General features: G+C 59.8%; 15 protein-coding genes and 1 tRNA gene. 8 read left to right on the top strand and 8 right to left on the bottom strand.

The features are described 5' to 3' along the window. Nucleotides 1-68 precede the first annotated feature (68 nt). On the top strand, nucleotides 69-2,093 hold the full coding sequence (locus Q0864_RS11190) for a M3 family metallopeptidase (protein WP_298569342.1): 2,025 nt from the start codon (nucleotides 69-71) through the stop codon (nucleotides 2,091-2,093). Here Q0864_RS11190 and Q0864_RS11195 read toward each other — a convergent pair. The 3 genes from Q0864_RS11195 to Q0864_RS11205 are packed head-to-tail and all read right to left on the bottom strand — an operon-like array spanning nucleotide 2,090 to nucleotide 4,556. After that, complete coding sequence (locus tag Q0864_RS11195) at nucleotides 2,090-3,007, bottom strand: cation diffusion facilitator family transporter (protein ID WP_298569345.1); 918 nt, start codon at nucleotides 3,005-3,007, stop codon at nucleotides 2,090-2,092. The two genes, Q0864_RS11190 and Q0864_RS11195, sit on opposite strands and share 4 nt — an antisense overlap. 32 nt (nucleotides 3,008-3,039) lie before the next feature. Further along, nucleotides 3,040-4,035 (bottom strand): hypothetical protein, encoded by a 996-nt coding sequence (locus Q0864_RS11200; RefSeq protein WP_298569348.1) that lies wholly within the window; start codon nucleotides 4,033-4,035, stop codon nucleotides 3,040-3,042. After that, nucleotides 4,032-4,556 (bottom strand): SH3 domain-containing protein, encoded by a 525-nt coding sequence (locus Q0864_RS11205; protein ID WP_298569351.1) that lies wholly within the window; start codon nucleotides 4,554-4,556, stop codon nucleotides 4,032-4,034. The genes Q0864_RS11200 and Q0864_RS11205 overlap by 4 nt, the downstream gene beginning before the upstream one ends. A gap of 139 nt (nucleotides 4,557-4,695) precedes the next feature. On the opposite strand from Q0864_RS11205, the gene Q0864_RS11210 reads away from it, so the two are divergent. From Q0864_RS11210 to Q0864_RS11225, 4 genes are all read left to right on the top strand, one after another. Beyond that, nucleotides 4,696-5,682, top strand: coding sequence for a D-glycerate dehydrogenase (locus Q0864_RS11210; protein ID WP_298569354.1), 987 nt, complete (start codon nucleotides 4,696-4,698; stop codon nucleotides 5,680-5,682). Between the two features lie 6 nt (nucleotides 5,683-5,688). Then, a complete protein-coding gene (locus tag Q0864_RS11215; protein WP_298569357.1) occupies nucleotides 5,689-6,366 on the top strand; it encodes a hypothetical protein in 678 nt (225 codons plus the stop codon). Between the two features lie 109 nt (nucleotides 6,367-6,475). Further along, a complete protein-coding gene (locus tag Q0864_RS11220; protein ID WP_298569360.1) occupies nucleotides 6,476-8,980 on the top strand; it encodes an FAD-dependent oxidoreductase in 2,505 nt (834 codons plus the stop codon). A 122-nt stretch (nucleotides 8,981-9,102) separates the two neighbouring features. Next, nucleotides 9,103-9,486 carry a GFA family protein gene (locus Q0864_RS11225; RefSeq protein WP_298569362.1) on the top strand — a complete coding sequence of 128 codons (384 nt, stop codon included), beginning with the start codon at nucleotides 9,103-9,105 and terminating at the stop codon, nucleotides 9,484-9,486. Nucleotides 9,487-9,517: 31 nt separating this feature from the next. On the opposite strand, the gene Q0864_RS11230 is transcribed toward Q0864_RS11225, so the two are convergent. From Q0864_RS11230 to Q0864_RS11240, 3 genes are all read right to left on the bottom strand, one after another. Further along, nucleotides 9,518-9,593: transfer RNA gene (locus tag Q0864_RS11230), tRNA-Ala, on the bottom strand. Between the two features lie 47 nt (nucleotides 9,594-9,640). Further along, entirely contained in the window at nucleotides 9,641-10,081 is a 441-nt protein-coding gene (trxC, locus tag Q0864_RS11235; RefSeq protein WP_298569364.1) for a thioredoxin TrxC, read from the bottom strand. Nucleotides 10,082-10,146: 65 nt separating this feature from the next. After that, nucleotides 10,147-10,572, bottom strand: coding sequence for an Lrp/AsnC family transcriptional regulator (locus Q0864_RS11240; RefSeq protein WP_298569366.1), 426 nt, complete (start codon nucleotides 10,570-10,572; stop codon nucleotides 10,147-10,149). 128 nt (nucleotides 10,573-10,700) lie between these two features. On the opposite strand from Q0864_RS11240, the gene ctlX reads away from it, so the two are divergent. From ctlX to Q0864_RS11255, 3 genes are read left to right on the top strand one after another with little or no spacing between them, the layout of a single operon-like run. Then, on the top strand, nucleotides 10,701-11,657 hold the full coding sequence (ctlX, locus tag Q0864_RS11245) for a citrulline utilization hydrolase CtlX (RefSeq protein WP_298569368.1): 957 nt from the start codon (nucleotides 10,701-10,703) through the stop codon (nucleotides 11,655-11,657). Beyond that, a complete protein-coding gene (rocF, locus tag Q0864_RS11250) occupies nucleotides 11,654-12,583 on the top strand; it encodes an arginase (RefSeq protein ID WP_298569370.1) in 930 nt (309 codons plus the stop codon). The genes ctlX and rocF overlap by 4 nt, the downstream gene beginning before the upstream one ends. A gap of 18 nt (nucleotides 12,584-12,601) precedes the next feature. Next, nucleotides 12,602-13,651, top strand: a complete 1,050-nt coding sequence (locus tag Q0864_RS11255) for an ornithine cyclodeaminase (RefSeq protein WP_298569371.1) — start codon at nucleotides 12,602-12,604, stop codon at nucleotides 13,649-13,651. A gap of 136 nt (nucleotides 13,652-13,787) precedes the next feature. On the opposite strand, the gene gcvP is transcribed toward Q0864_RS11255, so the two are convergent. Then, nucleotides 13,788-16,634 carry an aminomethyl-transferring glycine dehydrogenase gene (gcvP, locus tag Q0864_RS11260; protein WP_298569374.1) on the bottom strand — a complete coding sequence of 949 codons (2,847 nt, stop codon included), beginning with the start codon at nucleotides 16,632-16,634 and terminating at the stop codon, nucleotides 13,788-13,790. Between the two features lie 87 nt (nucleotides 16,635-16,721). Beyond that, on the bottom strand, nucleotides 16,722-17,081 hold the full coding sequence (gcvH, locus tag Q0864_RS11265) for a glycine cleavage system protein GcvH (protein WP_298569377.1): 360 nt from the start codon (nucleotides 17,079-17,081) through the stop codon (nucleotides 16,722-16,724). Nucleotides 17,082-17,084: the final 3 nt, after the last annotated feature.

Below are 17,084 nucleotides of genomic sequence, written 5' to 3' on the forward strand. Positions count from 1 at the left end.
ATGGTGGGAAACTGTCTCTGGTAATCCTTGCGGTCCGTCCCTAGCTTCCACCCAAAGGAGATACACCGATGACCAATCCGCTGCTGGCCCAATGGGACACACCGTTTGAACTGCCGCCTTTCGGGGCAATTGACGACAGCCATTTTGAACCGGCCTTTGAAAGCGCATTGTCTGAAACGAAAGCAGCCATTGCTGCAATTGCGGGGTCGCCGACCACGCCCACTTTCGCAAACACGATCGAGGCGTTGGAGCGCGCGGACGCGCCGCTGGATCGTGTTCTTGGGGTCTTTTACAATGTGGCCGGTGCCGACAGCACGCCGGCGCGTGAAGACCTGCAACGCAAACTGTCGCCGCGTCTGGCCGCGTTTTCGGCAGAGGTGTCGATGAATGCAGAGCTGTTTGACCGGATCGACACACTTTGGCAGTCGCGCGACGCTCTGGATTTGACAGACGAACAGAAGCGTGTGCTGAAACTGACCCGCCGCCGGTTTGTGAGATCCGGCGCGCAGTTGCAAGGTGGCGACCGGGATCGTCTGAAGGACGTCCAGCAGCGGCTGGCCACGCTCGGCACCCAGTTCACTCAAAACCTGTTGGCAGATGAACGCAGTTGGTTCATGGCACTGAAAGACGCTGATTTGAAAGGCCTCCCTGATTTCGTCGCCAACGCGGTGCGCGCCGCGGGTGCAGAGAAAGGGGCTGACGGGCCAGCCGTCACTTTGGCACGGTCGGTCATAACACCCTTTTTGCAGCATTCCCCGCGCCGCGATCTTCGGCAAAAAGCGCATCAGGCCTACACCGCGCGTGGGGCAAATGGCGGCGACACGGACAACCGCGGCATCGCCAAGGAAACACTTGCCCTGCGCGAGGAACGCGCGCGTCTTCTGGGGTATGACAGCTTTGCCGAGTTCAAACTTGAAACCGAGATGGCAGGCCATCCCGACCGGGTGCGCGACCTGCTGATGAGGGTTTGGGAACCTGCCCGCGCGGCCGCTGAAAAAGATGCCGAGACCATGACCCAAATGCTGCACGCCGACGGGCATAATGGTGATCTGGAGCCGTGGGATTGGCACTACTACGCCGAACGGCGGCGTGAAGCCGAACACGATCTGGACGAGGCAGAGATCAAGCCCTACCTGCAGCTTGATCGCATGATCGATGCGGCATTCGACACGGCGAACCGGCTGTTTGGCCTGAGTTTCGCGCCGTTGGATGTTTCCCTTTATCACCCCGACGCGCGGGCGTGGGAGGTGACACGAAACGGCGACCATGTTGCGGTCTTCATCGGTGACTATTTCGCCCGCGGATCGAAACGGTCCGGGGCGTGGTGTTCCGCGATGCGCAGCCAGCAGAAGCTGGAAGGCGACATTCGCCCGATTGTCGTGAATGTCTGCAACTTCGCCAAGCCCGAACAGGGCCGTCCCGCGCTTTTGTCCTGGGACGATGCCCGCACGTTGTTCCACGAATTTGGTCACGCCCTGCACCAAATGTTGTCTGATGTGACCTATTCGTCCATCTCGGGCACCTCGGTCGCACGCGACTTCGTCGAGCTGCCCAGCCAGCTTTTCGAGCACTGGTTGGAGGTGCCAGAAGTGCTGGGCAAGTTTGCAACCCACGCCAAGACGGGCGACCCGATGCCCCAAGCGCTGTTGCAGCGGCTATTGGCAGCGTCCACCCACGACATGGGCTTTCAGACCGTCGAATTCATTTCGTCTGCGCTGGTGGATCTGGATTTCCACGACGGCGCGGCACCGGCAGATCCGATGGCGGCCCAAGCGGCAACCCTGAACCGTATCGGCATGCCTGCGGCCATTCGCATGCGCCATGCCACACCGCATTTCGCGCATGTCTTTGCTGGCGACGGATATTCCTCGGGTTACTACAGCTATATGTGGTCCGAAGTCATGGATGCCGACGCGTTCGAAGCCTTCAAAGAGGTGGGCGATGCCTTTGACCCCGCCCTTGCGCGTAAGCTTGAAGAGCACATCCTGTCCAAAGGCGGATCGGTCGAGGCGGAAGATCTTTATACCGCGTTTCGCGGGCGCCTTCCGGGGGTCGAGGCGCTGTTGAAAGGGCGTGGGCTGGCCCCCGCCTAAATTGCGTCAGCGCGCGATGGATCATCGGGGTGCGGGGTGACGCCGACGGGATCTTTGTGGATCATCACATCGGTGTCCGGATAGGTGTGCAGGATCGCGCGGCGCAGGCTTGCCCCTATGGCATGGGCGTTGTCCAGCGACTGGCTGCCGTCCAGTTCGATATGCATGTTCACAAAGGTGATCGACCCGGACCGGCGGGTTTTCAGATCATGAAAGCCGTGCACGCCGGGATGGCTGCGCGCGATCGCCTCGATGCCGGCGACCAGATCAGGGTCGGCGGCGTGATCCATCAGCCCGTCCCATGCGGTCTTGAAAATCCGAGCGGCCCCCACAACAAGCAGCAAAGCGGCGCCAATTGCGACCACGCTGTCGATCTGCTCCATTCCAAACAGGTTTGCCGCCCACAGCGACAAGATCGCGCCGATATTTGGGACCAGATCACCCAGATAGTGCAAGCTATCTGCTTTAACCACCGCAGACCCGGTGCGCCCTGCGACACGGCGTTGCCACATCACCAAGGCCAGCGTCAGCACGATCGAAACGACCATGACGGCGATCCCCTGCGTGTGATGCTGAATGGGGGCAGGTTCGCCCGACCAGAGCCGCGCCAGCGCCGCCCATGTAATGATACCCGCTGACATCATGATGAACAGGCTTTGACCCAGTGCGGCAAGGTCCTCGGCCGCAGAATGTCCGAAAGCATGGTCGTCATCAGCGGGCCGGGCCGCATACCAAATGGCCGCAAGCGCCCCCAAGGACACCATGAGGTCCATCGCACTGTCAGCAAGGGACGCTGCGACCGACAAAGCCTGGGTCTCGCCCAAGGCCCACAGCTTCAGGGCAACGAGGGTCACTGCGACCAGCGCGGAGGCGACGCCTGCGGAAAGGTTTAGTCTTGTTCGGTCTTGTGTCATGGCGTTCGGCTATCCCATTGGGCGGGTCGGGATCAAGTGCATGGCCACATGGCCTTGTCACAGATCCGCGCCCAAACCCGTTTGGCGAACGCCTCTTTTGCAGGTTCGAACCCGTGCCGCGCAAGGGTCCAGAAGAAATACCGCTCGTACGGAAAGCCGCGCATTGCATCTGCACCAAGGGTCAGAGCCTCGCGAAGATCATCGCAGTCATGGGCGGTCATGGCCGCGTGCCAATAGCTTGCCTTGGCGCAGGTCACGACCGGGCGTTTTTGCATCAGCGCCTCGAACCCAACGGTCGAGTTCTGCGTGACGACCATGGCAGAAGCCGCGATCAGATCATGCACGCTTGCCTCGGACACCCGCACATTCGCGATATCGCCACACAGATCGATGACCCGTTGACGGCTGACCCGGGTCTGGCGCGGGTGAAGCTTGACATACACCAAGCCATCGCGCCGGTGATTGGCCGTGGTGGTAATCATCTCTTGCGTGGTCAGATAGGCTGGCGAAGACTGAGCTAACGGTTCGGGTTGGCAAAACACAGTGGCCGCAGCCCCCAGCAATCCGGTGGAAATCCGGGCGGTTTGCCCCGCTTGGGATATGTTTTCGCGTAGAACACGGCTGGAGACGTCATTGAAGAAGCGAACGGCGTTTTCGTGATCGACAGTTTCGGGGTCGAATTCAGACAGGCGCAGGCTGCTGTTCCACCCTTGCCCCAGCTCATCCAGATGCCAGAATCCGCTGATCGGGGCGGGGTTGGCGTGCAACAGGCGCGGGCCATAGACCGGAGCTTGATCGACAAGCAGGTGGACTGCCTGCGGGTCGCGCAAAAGCTTCTGAGCCAGCCGTCCACCAGCCTGAACGGCAGAAATCGCGACATCGCGTTTCGCAAGATAAGGGGCGAGGTTGGTGAAGAAGTCTTGTTTATCTTCGGTGATCGAACGCAGCCATTTCCCGGTCGCATGAACCACCACCCGCCGTTGATCGCGACCCCGTGCAGGGCGCCGGGATCGAAGGCGCGGTGTCACTCGATCACCTCGTTTGCGCGCACACCCCAAAGGTTTTCTTTGGTGGTCCAGCCTCGGATGCCATCGGCTTTCACGCGGCACCAAGCCAGCCCACAGGTTTCGATGCGTGCAATGACGCCGGCCTCAAGATAGGCGTTGATTTGGCTTTGTGTGTCGGCGCTGCTGTATAGCGGGCTCAGGTCGCGGTCGATAATCGCTGTTCGCGCGCCAGACAGAAGCGAATAATGCACCCAACCGCCAACGCCGTCGCGATCACGCACCTGTCGCCAATGACCGAATTCGCCAGTGATTTCCAAAGGCATACCGGGGTGCTTGAAGACCCAATCAATGCGGTGGCGCAAGGATGGACCGCGCCGCACGTTGCCTTCGGATGTCTTCAGCGACACAAAGCGAGGAATCGGCAGATGGGTAACCGGGCCGCGCTCTGGCGACGTTGTGCCTTCGGCGGTTGCCATCGGCGCAAGGCAAAATGCTGAGATAATGGCCATTGCCACCACAGCCAACCTGCTGGAAAACCGCATTTCCGCCCTCATTTCCTGTGTCACACCATCGCGCGCGCAATTTTCTTTCGTTTGCGTCCCTGCGGTGCTTGTGCCTTGCCTCGTTCCTTGTCACTTTGTCAGGGAGACGCGCAAAAGAAAAGCCAAAGGGAGGGCGGGCATGGCCGCTGAACATCTGAGTGTTGTTGTCACGCGACGGTTGCCCGAGGTCGTAGAGACCCGGATGAAGGAACTATTCGATGTCGAGCTTCGGGATGATGACACACCGATGACCCGATCCGAGCTGGCTGACGCCATGGCGCGCTGCGATGTGCTGGTGCCAACGATCAACGATCAGATCGACGCCAACATGCTGGCGCGGGCCGGTGATCGGCTTCGGCTGATTGCCAACTACGGTGCCGGGGTCGACCATATCGACGTGGGAACCGCGCGCGAGCGTGGAATACTTGTGTCGAACACGCCGGGCGTGACCGCCGATGACACTGCGGACATGGCCATTGCGCTGATCCTTGCCGTAACGCGCCGCTTTCCAGAAGGTATTCGCCTGATGGCCACGGGTGAGTGGCAAGGCTGGTCACCGACGGCCATGTTGGGCCGCCGCATTCAAGGACGGCGCGTCGGCATTCTGGGCATGGGCCGCATCGGGCAGGCGGTCGCGATGCGCGCGCGCGCCTTCGGGATGCAGGTGCATTACCACAACCGCAAGCGCGTTCATCCCAAGATCGAAGAGCAGCTAGAGGCCACCTATTGGGAAAGCCTTGACCAGATGGTGGCGCGTATGGACGTTTTGTCGATCAACTGCCCGCACACGCCGTCAACCTTCCATCTAATGAATGCGCGTCGTCTGAAGCTGATGAAGTCCGAGGCGGTGATCGTGAACACATCACGCGGCGAAGTCATCGACGAAAACGCCCTGACCCGTATGCTGCGCGCGGGCGAGATCGCGGGCGCGGGGCTGGATGTCTACGAGCACGGGAACGAGATCAACCCACGTCTGCGCGACCTGCCCAACGTGGTGGCGCTGCCGCATATGGGGTCGGCCACGGTTGAAGGGCGGATCGAGATGGGCGAGAAGGTGCTGATCAACGTCAAGACCTTCGCCGATGGCCACCGTCCGCCCGACCAGGTCGTGCCGGGAATGCTGTAAGGTCGCATGTTACGGTTGGGTTGCCCCTTCAGACTGATGGCGGCCCTGCTTGTTGCGCTGGGCCTTCTGGGCTGCGCGCGCCCCTTGTCGACCACCGAAGTCGAGTTGTCGCGCATTGTCTTTGGCGACAGCCTCGACACCGACAAGGTGCGCGTTCGCGCCGGGATTGGTGTGCTGCCATTGCCGAAGCCCGACCCGATCCCTACGGACGCGCCGAAGCGCGATGCGCGCAAGCTGCCAAAAGGTGTGTGCGACCGGGTGCCTCAACCCGACCGCAAGCTTGAGTTTCCGGCGGGCTTCGTTCTGTGGAACCAAGTGTTTCTGAAGCGCAATCTGTATCGTGACGATATGTTCGAAGGCTGGCCCGAAAGCCTGCCCATGCCGCATGCCCTTCTGATGATGCACGAGCTGGTGCATGTCTGGCAGTGGCAGAACCGTAGCCGCACGGGATACACGCCGGGGCGGTCTGGGGCGGAAAGCCTGCGCAAGGGCGATCCCTATTACTGGCCGGGGCGCGAGGCAGGGGCTTACCTGTCTTATGGGTTCGAGGCGCAAGCCGCGATGGTCGAGGATTACATGTGCATGACCCTGTTTGAACCAACGAACCCGCGCCGCGCCGATCTTGCCGAATTGATCGGTCCCGTGCTGCCTGTCACCCGACTGGACGAGGCGCTGGGGCGTTGAAACCCGCGCCGATGTCGTTTTCACGCAGGTAAAGGTCGGGCAGGCTTAGCGCGATCCGCGACCTTGCGGCATGTATGTTGCAACGCATTCTGCCCAAGGGAGTCGCCCCATGAAAACCCAAGTCAAAGCTCTTGTCGTCGGTGGGGGTGCGGTCGGCACCTCGATTGCCTATCACCTTGCGAAGGCGGGTTGGGACGATGTGATGTTGCTGGAACGTGACGAGTTGACGTCTGGGTCCACATGGCACGCGGCAGGCCTTCTGCCCCTGTTCAACATGTCCTTCGCGACGACCCATATTCACGACTACTCGGTCAAATTCTACAAGACGCTCGAGGAAGAAACCGGCCTGAACGCTGGTTTTGCCGTGGTGGGCAACCTGCGCATGGCGCAGACGGACGAGCGCATGGACGAATACATGCTTTATGCCACCACCGCCGAGACGGTGGGCGTGCCCTATGAATGGCTGACCCCGGATGAGATCAAGGCCCGCTGGCCTCTGATCCGCACGGATGATTTGAAAGGCGCGCTCTATCACAACACCGACGGTTATATTAACCCCGCCGACGTGACGCAGGCGATGGCCAAGGGTGCCCGCCAGCGCGGCGTTGAGATTGTGCGAAAGTGGCAGGCCGATGCCTACCATTGGAACGGTGAAGCGTGGGACGTCACCTGCACCAAGATGGTTGAAAAGGGCGGTAACCTCGTGGCGTCGGACGAGCAGATCGTCATCACCGCCGAACATGTCGTGACGGCCTCGGGCAACCACGCCCAGACGACCGCCAAGAAACTGGGCATCAAGATCCCGGCGATCCCGGTTGAACACCAGTTCATCGTGATGGACCAAGACCCCGCGCTGGTGAAATACCGCGCTGAAGGCGGGGCAGAGCACCCGGTTATTCGCGACGCCGACGCGCAATCCTACGTCCGCGAAGAGCGTGGCGGCTGGATTCTGGGTGTCTATGAAAAGAACGCGCCCGCTTGCTTTGAATTTGGCGTGCCGGACAGCTTCCGCGCCGACCTGTTCCCGCTCGATCTGGAACGGATCGAGGATCAATACATGGCGATGATCCACCGCATCCCGTCTTGCGAGGAAAGCGGGTTGAAGGACGATTTCAACGGTCCGATTTGTTACACGCCCGACGGCAACCCGCTGGTCGGCCCCGCCCCTGGTCTGCGCAATATGTGGCTGGCGGAAGGGTTCAGCTTTGGCATCACCGCGGCAGGCGGCACAGGCTATTACCTCGCTCAGATGATGGTCGATGGCGAGGCCGAGATCGACATGGCCGCGCTGGACCCCAAACGCTATTCGTCGCACTGGATGACGACCGAATTTGCGGCGCGCAAGAACGAAGAATGCTACGATCACGTCTATATCCTGCACCACCCGGATGAAGAGCGCCCGGCCTGTCGGCCTCTGCGCACCTCGCCCGCCTATGACCGGCAAAAGGAAAAGGGCGCACAATTTGGTTGGGTGAACGGATGGGAGCGCCCGAATTACTACGGCCCACTGGACGCGCCGGAAAACTTCGACCACGACGCGCGCAGCTTCCGCCGTGGTGGCTGGTGGCAATATGCGGTCGAAGAAGCCAAGGCGATCCGCGAAGGTGTCGGCCTGATCGACGCCACGGCCTTCACCAAGCATGTGGTCAAAGGCCCCGGCGCGACGCAGTTCCTTGACTGGTTCACCTGCAACAAACTGCCCAAGGTTGGCCGCATCAATCTGACCTATGCCTTGACCGCCGCTGGCACCACGCGCACCGAATACACCATCGTGCGCAATGGCGAGGATAGCTATTACCTCGTCTCAGCCGGTGCGTGGACGGAATATGACGCCGATTTCATGCGCAAAGCCGCCGAAGGTAAGATGAAAGAGTTCGGCTATATTGAGATTCAGGACGTCACCACCCAGTGGGGCGTGTTCGCCATCGCCGGGCCAAAATCGCGTGATGTTCTGAACGAGGTCATCAAGGACGCCGATCCGAAAACCGCCCTGTCCAACAAGCGGTTCCCATGGCTTACCGCCCGGAAGATCGAGCTGGGCATGTGCCCCGTGAACGCGATCCGTGTCGCCTATACCGGCGAGCTTGGGTGGGAGTTGCACCACCCGATCGAGATGCAGAACTATCTGTGGGATCTGCTGATGGCGGCGGGCGAAAAGCACGGCATGAAGCTGGTTGGCGCACGGGCGCAAAACTGGTTGCGGCAGGAAAAATCCTATCGCGCGTTTGGCACCGAACTTGGCCGCGACGCCACCCCGCAAGAGGCTGACCTGCCGCGCTTCATCGACCTTGAGAAAGACTTCCACGGCAAGGATGAGATGGTTGCCAAGGGCATCCGCTCGAAATGCGTCACGCTCTTGATCGACGGGCCGGACGATGCCGACCCGTGGGGCCGCGAGGCGCTGTATGATGGCGACACCAAGGTGGGTCGCCTGACTTCGGGCGGATATTCGGTGGCGTTCGGGAAGTCGATTGGCATGGGCTATGTGACGCCGGAACTGGCCAAGCCCGGGACCAAGCTGAAGGTCAAGATGCAGAACAAACTTTGGGACGCCGAAATCACCGTCGACAGCCCCTATGACCCCAAGAACGAGACGATCCGCAAAGACGGGTAAGCACCTTGTTGAAGACAGCAAACTGGCTCCTACAGAGGACCGGTTTGCTGTTTTTGGGGCTTCAGCCTCGATTTTTGGGCTTGTTTCTGCAACTTTGACATGAACGCAAGTCAGAGGGCGAGATGTCCGAGATACATAAAGGCGCATGTCACTGCGGTGCCGTCACATTCGAAATCAGTGCGCCACAATTCGTGGTGTCGTGCAATTGTTCGATCTGTCGGCGTTACGGTGCGCTTTGGGCGCATTGCCCGCCGAATGAAGGCGCGATCCTATCCGGGTTGGACAACCTGACAACCTATAGCTGGGGGGATCATATGATTGACTTCCACGGCTGCAAGACCTGTGGGTGCGTTACCCATTGGGCGCCCGGCAAAGCAGCGGATCAGGACCGGTTTGCTTTGAATATGCGCATGACCTCGCCGGCGGTGGTCGATGCGTTGCCTGTTCGCCATTTCGACGGCGCGGACAGCTGGGCGTTTCTGGACGAGCCTGGCAGGCCCCGGTGATCGCTGATCAAACCGGGCGCGCTGATGTGACTGGTGGAGCCTAGGGGAGTCGAACCCCTGACCTCGTCGTTGCGAACGACGCGCTCTACCGACTGAGCTAAGGCCCCTTTAACGATCTATCTGGCCCGGTGCTTGTTCGGTTCGCCTTATCAAATCAAAGCTTTGCGTTCTTGCGCACGAAGGCTTCGATTGCATTTGCAGGGATTGCACCTGCATGGCGCGCGATCTCTTTCCCGTTTTGATACAGGATCAACGCAGGAATGCCGCGAATGTTGTTTTTGGTCGAGACCTTGGGGTGATCTTCGGTGTTGATCTTGGCAAACCGGGCTTTGCCAGCCATCGCTTGCGCGGCTTGCGCGAAGGCTGGCGCCATCATGCGGCATGGCCCACACCACGGGGCCCAGAAATCGACCAGCAAGGGGGTGTTGTCGTTTTTTGCCGCCTTATCAAGCGTCAACGGGTCAAGTTCGCGCACTTTCCCATCACTCAGCTTCGCGCCACAGGTTCCGCATTTTGGGCCTGCAGTCAGCTTGTCCACGGGCACACGGTTTACCGTGCTGCAATCCAGACAGGTCATTTTTGCACTCGTGGCCATGATGAGTTCTCCGATAAATATTCACTTCACCGCATATGATGTCGGGTGCACGTTCCGTCAAGGGACTAGATGGTGCTGAGCAAAATGCTCGTCTCGCTGTTGGTGATCCCGTCGACAACGCGCACTTCGCGCAATACACGGTCGAAATCGGACAGGTTGGCTGCGGAAAGCTGCGCGATAAGATCCCATTTACCGTTGGTCGAATGCAAACTGCGCAACTCTGGCAGACCACGCAGGCGCTTGATCACGGCAGTCGTCGAGCGGCCTGACACCTCGATCATCATGATCGCTTGAACCCCGTCGGGTCCGTGGTCTTCACGGGCGCGAATGGTGAATCCCAGAACGGCGCCACTGTCCAGCAACCGATCAAGCCGAGCCTGGACCGTCGCGCGCGAGACATCCAGTATGGTGGCCAGCTTCGAGATCGGCGCACGCCCGTCTTCGCGCAGAAGCGCGATGAGCTTGTGGTCAAGGGTGTCGAATATATGCATGTCGAAAAGATAAATGATACTTAGCAGAAATGCAAAAAAATGATCACCTATAGCGCAAAAATAGTATTCTAATATGAAATTCTACTTCGCTATTTTGTATGTCAGCCTTATTGAATCAGAGTTGAGCCATGCAAAAACCCTCGCTTCAGGCGCCTGGCGCCGTGATCATGATCCGTCCGCACAGCTTTCAACCCAACGCGGAAACGGCACGTGATAACGGGTTTCAAACGCAAGCTTCGCATGCTGATCTGTCAACGCTGGCGCAGCGCGCACATGATGAGGCCTCGACCGCGGTTGAGGTTCTGCGTGCGGCCGGTGTCGAGGTTCATCTGTTTGAAGACACGCAAGCCGACCGGCCGGACAGTGTCTTTCCGAACAACTGGTTTTCGACGCATCCCGGTGGTCATGTTGCCGTCTACCCGATGTATTCAAAGAACCGCCGGACAGAACGCCGCCAAGATGTTCTTGAACTGCTGAAACAACGCTATCGCGTGCAGGATGTCATCGATTACTCGGGGCTTGAGCAGGATAACCTGTTTTTGGAAGGCACGGGCGCGATGGTGCTGGATCACGTTGAAAGGGTGGCCTATGCCGCGCGTTCAAAGCGCACCAGCGAGGTCATGCTGGAACGGTTTTGCACGCATTTCAACTATGAACCGGTTGTGTTTGACGCACATGACGCCAAGGGGACACCGATTTATCACACCAATGTCCTGATGTGCATCGGGACCGATATTGCATTGATCGGATTGGACACCATTGCCGGGGCTGGACGGCGCGCGGAAGTGTGTGATCGTCTGGCCAGCGGTGGGCGGGATGTCATCACGCTGACACAGGCCCAGATCGCTGAATTCGCAGGCAATGCCATCGAGTTGCAGGGCAAAAACGGGCGGTTGCTGGCCATGTCGTCACGGGCGCTGGCCGCCTTGGACGTCGGGCAACGCGCCCGCATCGAAGCGCATGTGCCGCTTCTTGCGCTCAACATCCCGACGATCGAGATGGCAGGCGGCTCGGTTCGGTGTACGCTGGCGGGTATTCACCTAAGCCCGCGCCCCGTTGTGCAAATTCAAGGAGAAGCCGCATGAAGAATATCCACCTACTTGGCGCACCAATGGAAGAAGGCGCAGGCCGTCGTGGCTGCATCATGGGGCCAGCTGCTTACCGCACCGCGGGTTTGGCCGAGGAATTGTCATCGCTTGGGCACGAGGTCGTTGATCTTGGCGACGCACAGCGCGACCCGGTCGAGGCGATCGAAACCGAACACGACCACCTGAAATTCCTGCCCGAGGTCGCAGGCTGGGCGCGCAGCTTGCACCGCCACGCCTATGATCTGGCGAGACAGGATGTGCTGCCGATCTATCTTGGCGGCGACCACGCTTTGTCGCTGGGCACCGTAACCGGGCATGTGGCAGCAGCTGCTGAAATGGGGCGTCCGCAATTTGTGCTGTGGTTGGATGCGCATTCCGATTTCAATATCCCCGCATCCTCGCCCAGTGGCAACATCCACGGGATGCCGGTCGCTTTTGCCTGTGGTCTGGACGGGTTTCCCGACATGCTGGGCAAACCACTGCCCGCGCGCCTTGATCCGGATAACCTTTGCCTGATCGGGTTGCGGTCCGTTGACGGGATGGAGCGGGACTTGCTGCAAGCCTCGGGCGCACATGCCTATGACATGCGCACGATTGATGAACAAGGATTGGCGAAGCTGCTGCTGCCGTTTCTGGATCAGGTGGCGCAATCCAACGGGCTATTGCATGTCAGCCTGGACGTGGACTTCATCGAGCCCGCCATCGCCCCTGCCGTCGGCACCACGGTTCCCGGTGGTGCGACCTTCCGCGAGGCCCATCACATCATGGAGATGTTGTATGACAGCGGCCTTGTCTCATCGCTCGATCTGGTCGAGCTGAACCCGTTTCTTGATGACCGCGGCCGCACCGCCCGGTTGATGGTGGACCTGACCGCAAGCCTGTTTGGCCGTCGCGTTCTGGACCGCCGCACGCAAAGTTACTGATCGTCGAAAGGACGCCCCATGCCGCCTCTGCCCTCTGAACTTGCTTATGTGCCCTTTGTGTCGGTCGAACACATGATGGGACTTGTCCATCATATCGGGATCGAAAAGGTTCTGATCGAACTTGCAGCCGAGATCGAAGCTGATTTCAAACGCTGGGAGTTGTTTGACAAAACCCCGCGCGTGGCCAGCCATTCGGAGGTGGGTGTGATCGAGCTTATGCCGACCTCGGACGGTGAAATGTATGGGTTCAAATACGTCAACGGCCACCCGAAGAACACCAAGGAAGGGCTGCAAACCGTCACTGCCTTTGGTCTTCTGGCCGATGTGAACAGCGGCTATCCCAAGCTGCTGAGCGAAATGACGGTGCTGACGGCGCTGCGCACAGCGGCGACGTCGGCGATGGCTGCGAAACATCTGGTGCCGAAGGGCGCGACCACGATGGCGATGATTGGAAACGGCGCGCAATCCGAGTTTCAGTGTCTGGCGTTCAAGGCGATCTGTGGCATCGACACCGTGCGGCTGTATGACATCGACCCCGCCGCCACCGCGAAATGCGCGCGTAATTTGCAGGGGCAGGGGCTGACCGTCGTGCCGTGCAAGACGGGCGAGGAAAGCATGGAAGGCGCGCAGATCATCACCACCTGCACCGCCGATAAGCAATGTGCGACGATCCTGACCGACAACATGATCGGCGAAGGGGTGCACATCAATGCGATTGGCGGGGACTGCCCCGGCAAGACCGAACTGCACCGCGATATCCTTCTGCGGTCAAGCATCTTCGTGGAATACCCGGAACAGACCTGGGTTGAAGGTGAGATTCAGCAGTTGGACAAAGACCACGAGATCACCGAGCTTTGGCAGGTGATCACCGGGCAGACCGCAGGGCGGCGAAGCGACAAAGAGATTACGCTGTTTGACAGTGTGGGGTTCGCGATCGAGGATTTCTCGGCCTTGCGTTATATCTCGAAAGCGATTGTCGGCACCACGTTCTTCACTCAGCTTGATATGCTGGCCGACCCGGATGATCCGCGTGACTTGTTTGGGATGTTGGAACGCTCGAAGGGGTAAGCTGCATCACACCACATCAGGGCAGCGCCTGACCCCGGGTGGGCGCTGCCCGGGCCGGTGGCCCGTGCGGGAAAGACAAAAAGGGCGATGGATTACTCCACCGCCCGTTCTTTTGGCTGTCTGACTGACTGACTGCTCAGCTTTCGTCTGCATAATCCGTCAGTGGTGGGCAGGTGCAGATCAGGTGCCTGTCACCATAGGCATTGTCCACGCGGTTGACGGGCGACCAGTATTTGTCCACCCGGAAACTGCCCGGCGGAAAGCACCCTTGTTCGCGTGAATAAGGCCGGTCCCAGTCGCCCACGAGGTCCACATATGTATGTGGTGCGTGTTTCAGCGGGTTGTTTTCCGGGTCGATCTTGCCCTCTTCAATTTCGCGAATTTCTTCGCGGATGGCGAGCATGGCATCGCAGAAACGGTCAAGCTCGGCCTTGGTTTCCGACTCGGTCGGTTCGATCATCAACGTGCCAGCCACGGGCCAGCTCATCGTGGGCGCGTGGAAGCCGTTGTCGATCAAACGTTTTGCAATGTCATCAACAGTCACTCCGGCACTGTCGGCAAAGGGACGTGTGTCGATGATGCACTCGTGCGCCACGCGGCCATTGTGACCGGTGAACAGCACGTCGAACGCGCCTTTCAGGCGGGTGGCGATGTAGTTGCCGTTCAGGATCGCGACCTTGGTCGCCTGTGTTAGCCCGTCACCCCCCATCATCAGCACGTAAGCCCAGCTGATCGGCAGGATCGAGCCCGATCCGAAGGGCGCTGCGGACACCGCGCCCTCTTCCCCGATCAGCCCGTTGCCGGGCAGGTGCGGGGCAAGGTGGGCTTTGACGCCAATCGGCCCCATGCCGGGGCCACCGCCGCCATGTGGGATGGCAAAGGTCTTGTGCAGGTTCAGGTGGCTGACATCCCCCCCAATCTCGCCCAGTTTCGACAGACCGACCATCGCGTTCAGGTTCGCGCCGTCGATATAAACCTGTCCGCCGTGATCATGGGTGATCTGGCAAATCTCGCGCACGGTTTCTTCGAACACGCCGTGGGTCGATGGGTAGGTGATCATGCATGCCGCCAGCTTGTCGCCCGCGGCTTCGGCCTTGGCGCGGAAATCGTCCAGATCAATGTCGCCATTCTCCGCTGATTTCACCACAACCACATCCAGCCCCACCATATGAGCGGATGCCGGGTTGGTGCCGTGCGCAGAAATCGGGATCAGGCAGATGTTGCGTTCGCCCTGACCTTGCGCGCGGTGATAGGCTTGGATGGTCAAGAGCCCCGCATATTCGCCCTGCGCGCCCGAGTTGGGCTGCATCGACATGTCGTCATAACCTGTGATCAGGCAGAGCTTTTGCTTCAGATCGTCGATCAGTTCGATATAGCCGCCGACCTGTTCTTGCGGGGCCATTGGGTGGATGTAGGCAAACTCGCGCCAACTGACCGGCATCATTTCGGCGGCAGCGTTCAGCTTCATCGTGCACGACCCCAACGGGATCATGGCGCGGTCCAGCGCAAGGTCGCGGTCCGCCAGACGACGCATATAGCGCATCATCTCGGTTTCGGCGCGGTTCATGTGAAACACGGGATGGGTCAGGTAATCCGAGGTTCGCAGGCTGGCATCGGGCAGGCGATATTCGTTGTCGCTGTCATCATAGCTGCGGGTGATGCCGAAGGCACGCCAGACGCCTTCGATCACCGCCGGGCGGGTGGCTTCGTCCAGCGTGATGCCGACATATTCGGTTTCAACCGGGCGCAGGTTGATGCCTTCTTCGCGGGCCGATTTCAGAACGGTGTTCTGCAACGCGCCAACATGCACGGTGATCGTGTCAAAGAAGTGCTTCGATGTGATGGTAAAGCCAGCCTGCTCTAACCCCTTGGCCAGCCGAACGGTCTTGAGGTGCACGTCCTGCGCAATCGCTTTCAAACCCTCGGGGCCGTGGAACACGGCATAAAAGCTGGCCATAACAGCCAAAAGCGCCTGTGCCGTGCAGACGTTCGAGGTCGCCTTTTCGCGCCGGATATGCTGTTCACGCGTTTGCAGCGACAGACGGTAAGCCTGGTTGCCACGCGCATCGACAGACACGCCGACAAGCCGGCCCGGCATCGCGCGCTTGTGCTTTTCCGCCGTCGCCATATAGGCAGCGTGAGGGCCGCCAAAGCCCAAAGGCACGCCGAAACGCTGTGACGAGCCGACGGCGATGTCCGCGCCCATTGCGCCTGGCTCTTTCAGCACGGTCAGCGCCAGCGGGTCCGCCGAAACGACGCCGATGGCCTTGGCGGCATGCAGTGCGGCGATCTGGTCGGTGAAGTCACTGACGCGGCCAAAGGTTCCGGGGTATTGGAAGATCGCGCCAAAGACATCGTCGGCGACCAGATCGGTTTCCGGGTCACCGATGACAATCTCGATATCCAACGGCGCTGCGCGTGTTTTCATCACCGCGATGTTTTGCGGGTGACAGTTGAGATCGACAAAGAACTTGTTCGATTTCGACTTGGCAATGCGCTGGCCCATGGTCATTGCTTCGGCGCAGGCGGTGGCTTCATCCAACAGCGAGGCGTTGGCAATCTCGAGCCCGGTCAAGTCCGAGATCATTGTCTGATAGTTCAAAAGCGCTTCAAGCCGGCCTTGCGAAATCTCGGGCTGATAAGGCGTGTAGGCCGTATACCACGCCGGGTTTTCCAAAATGTTGCGCTGGATTGCAGGGGGGGTGACCGTGCCATGATACCCTTGCCCCAGAAGCGACCGCATCACGACGTTCTTGTCGGCGGTGTAACGCATCTTGTGCAGCGCTTCACGTTCGGACAGGGCAGGGCCCCAATCCAGCGCGTCTGCCTGGCGGATGCTTTTGGGCACTGTCTGGTCGATCAACTCGTCCAGCGAGCTGACACCGACAGTCTTGAACATTTCATCCATTTCCACGGGCGAAGGGCCGATATGACGGCGGTTGGCGAAGTCATAGGGTTTGTAACCCGTTGGCGTGAAAGGCATGACGTATCTCCGAGCGATTGTGGCGCGTAGGGACCCTAAGGCCGCCCATTGCAATGGTCAGCGCAGGCTTGCGGTGGTGACGAGGGCTTAGCCGATGAATGTCTTGTAAGCTGCTTCGTCCATATAGTCGTCCAGCGGGCTGGTGTCCGAAGGCTTGATTTTGAAGAACCAGGCGTCGCCCTCGGGGTCATCATTTACTTTACCGGGTTCGTCTTCGATGGCGCTATTTACTTCCACGATTTCGCCGTCCAGCGGGCTCAGGATGTCGGATGCGGCCTTGACGCTTTCGATCACGACGATCTCGTCATCCTTCGACACGGTGTCACCCACTTCGGGAAGCTCGACGAACACCACATCCCCAAGCTGTTCTGCTGCGTGTGCGGTAATGCCGACCAGATAGGTGCCATCTTCTTCGCGAAGCCATTCGTGTTCTTCAGTGTATTTCATTGG

The sequence above is a fragment of the uncultured Aliiroseovarius sp. genome (genome assembly GCF_947497285.1).
Lineage (GTDB): Bacteria > Pseudomonadota > Alphaproteobacteria > Rhodobacterales > Rhodobacteraceae > Aliiroseovarius.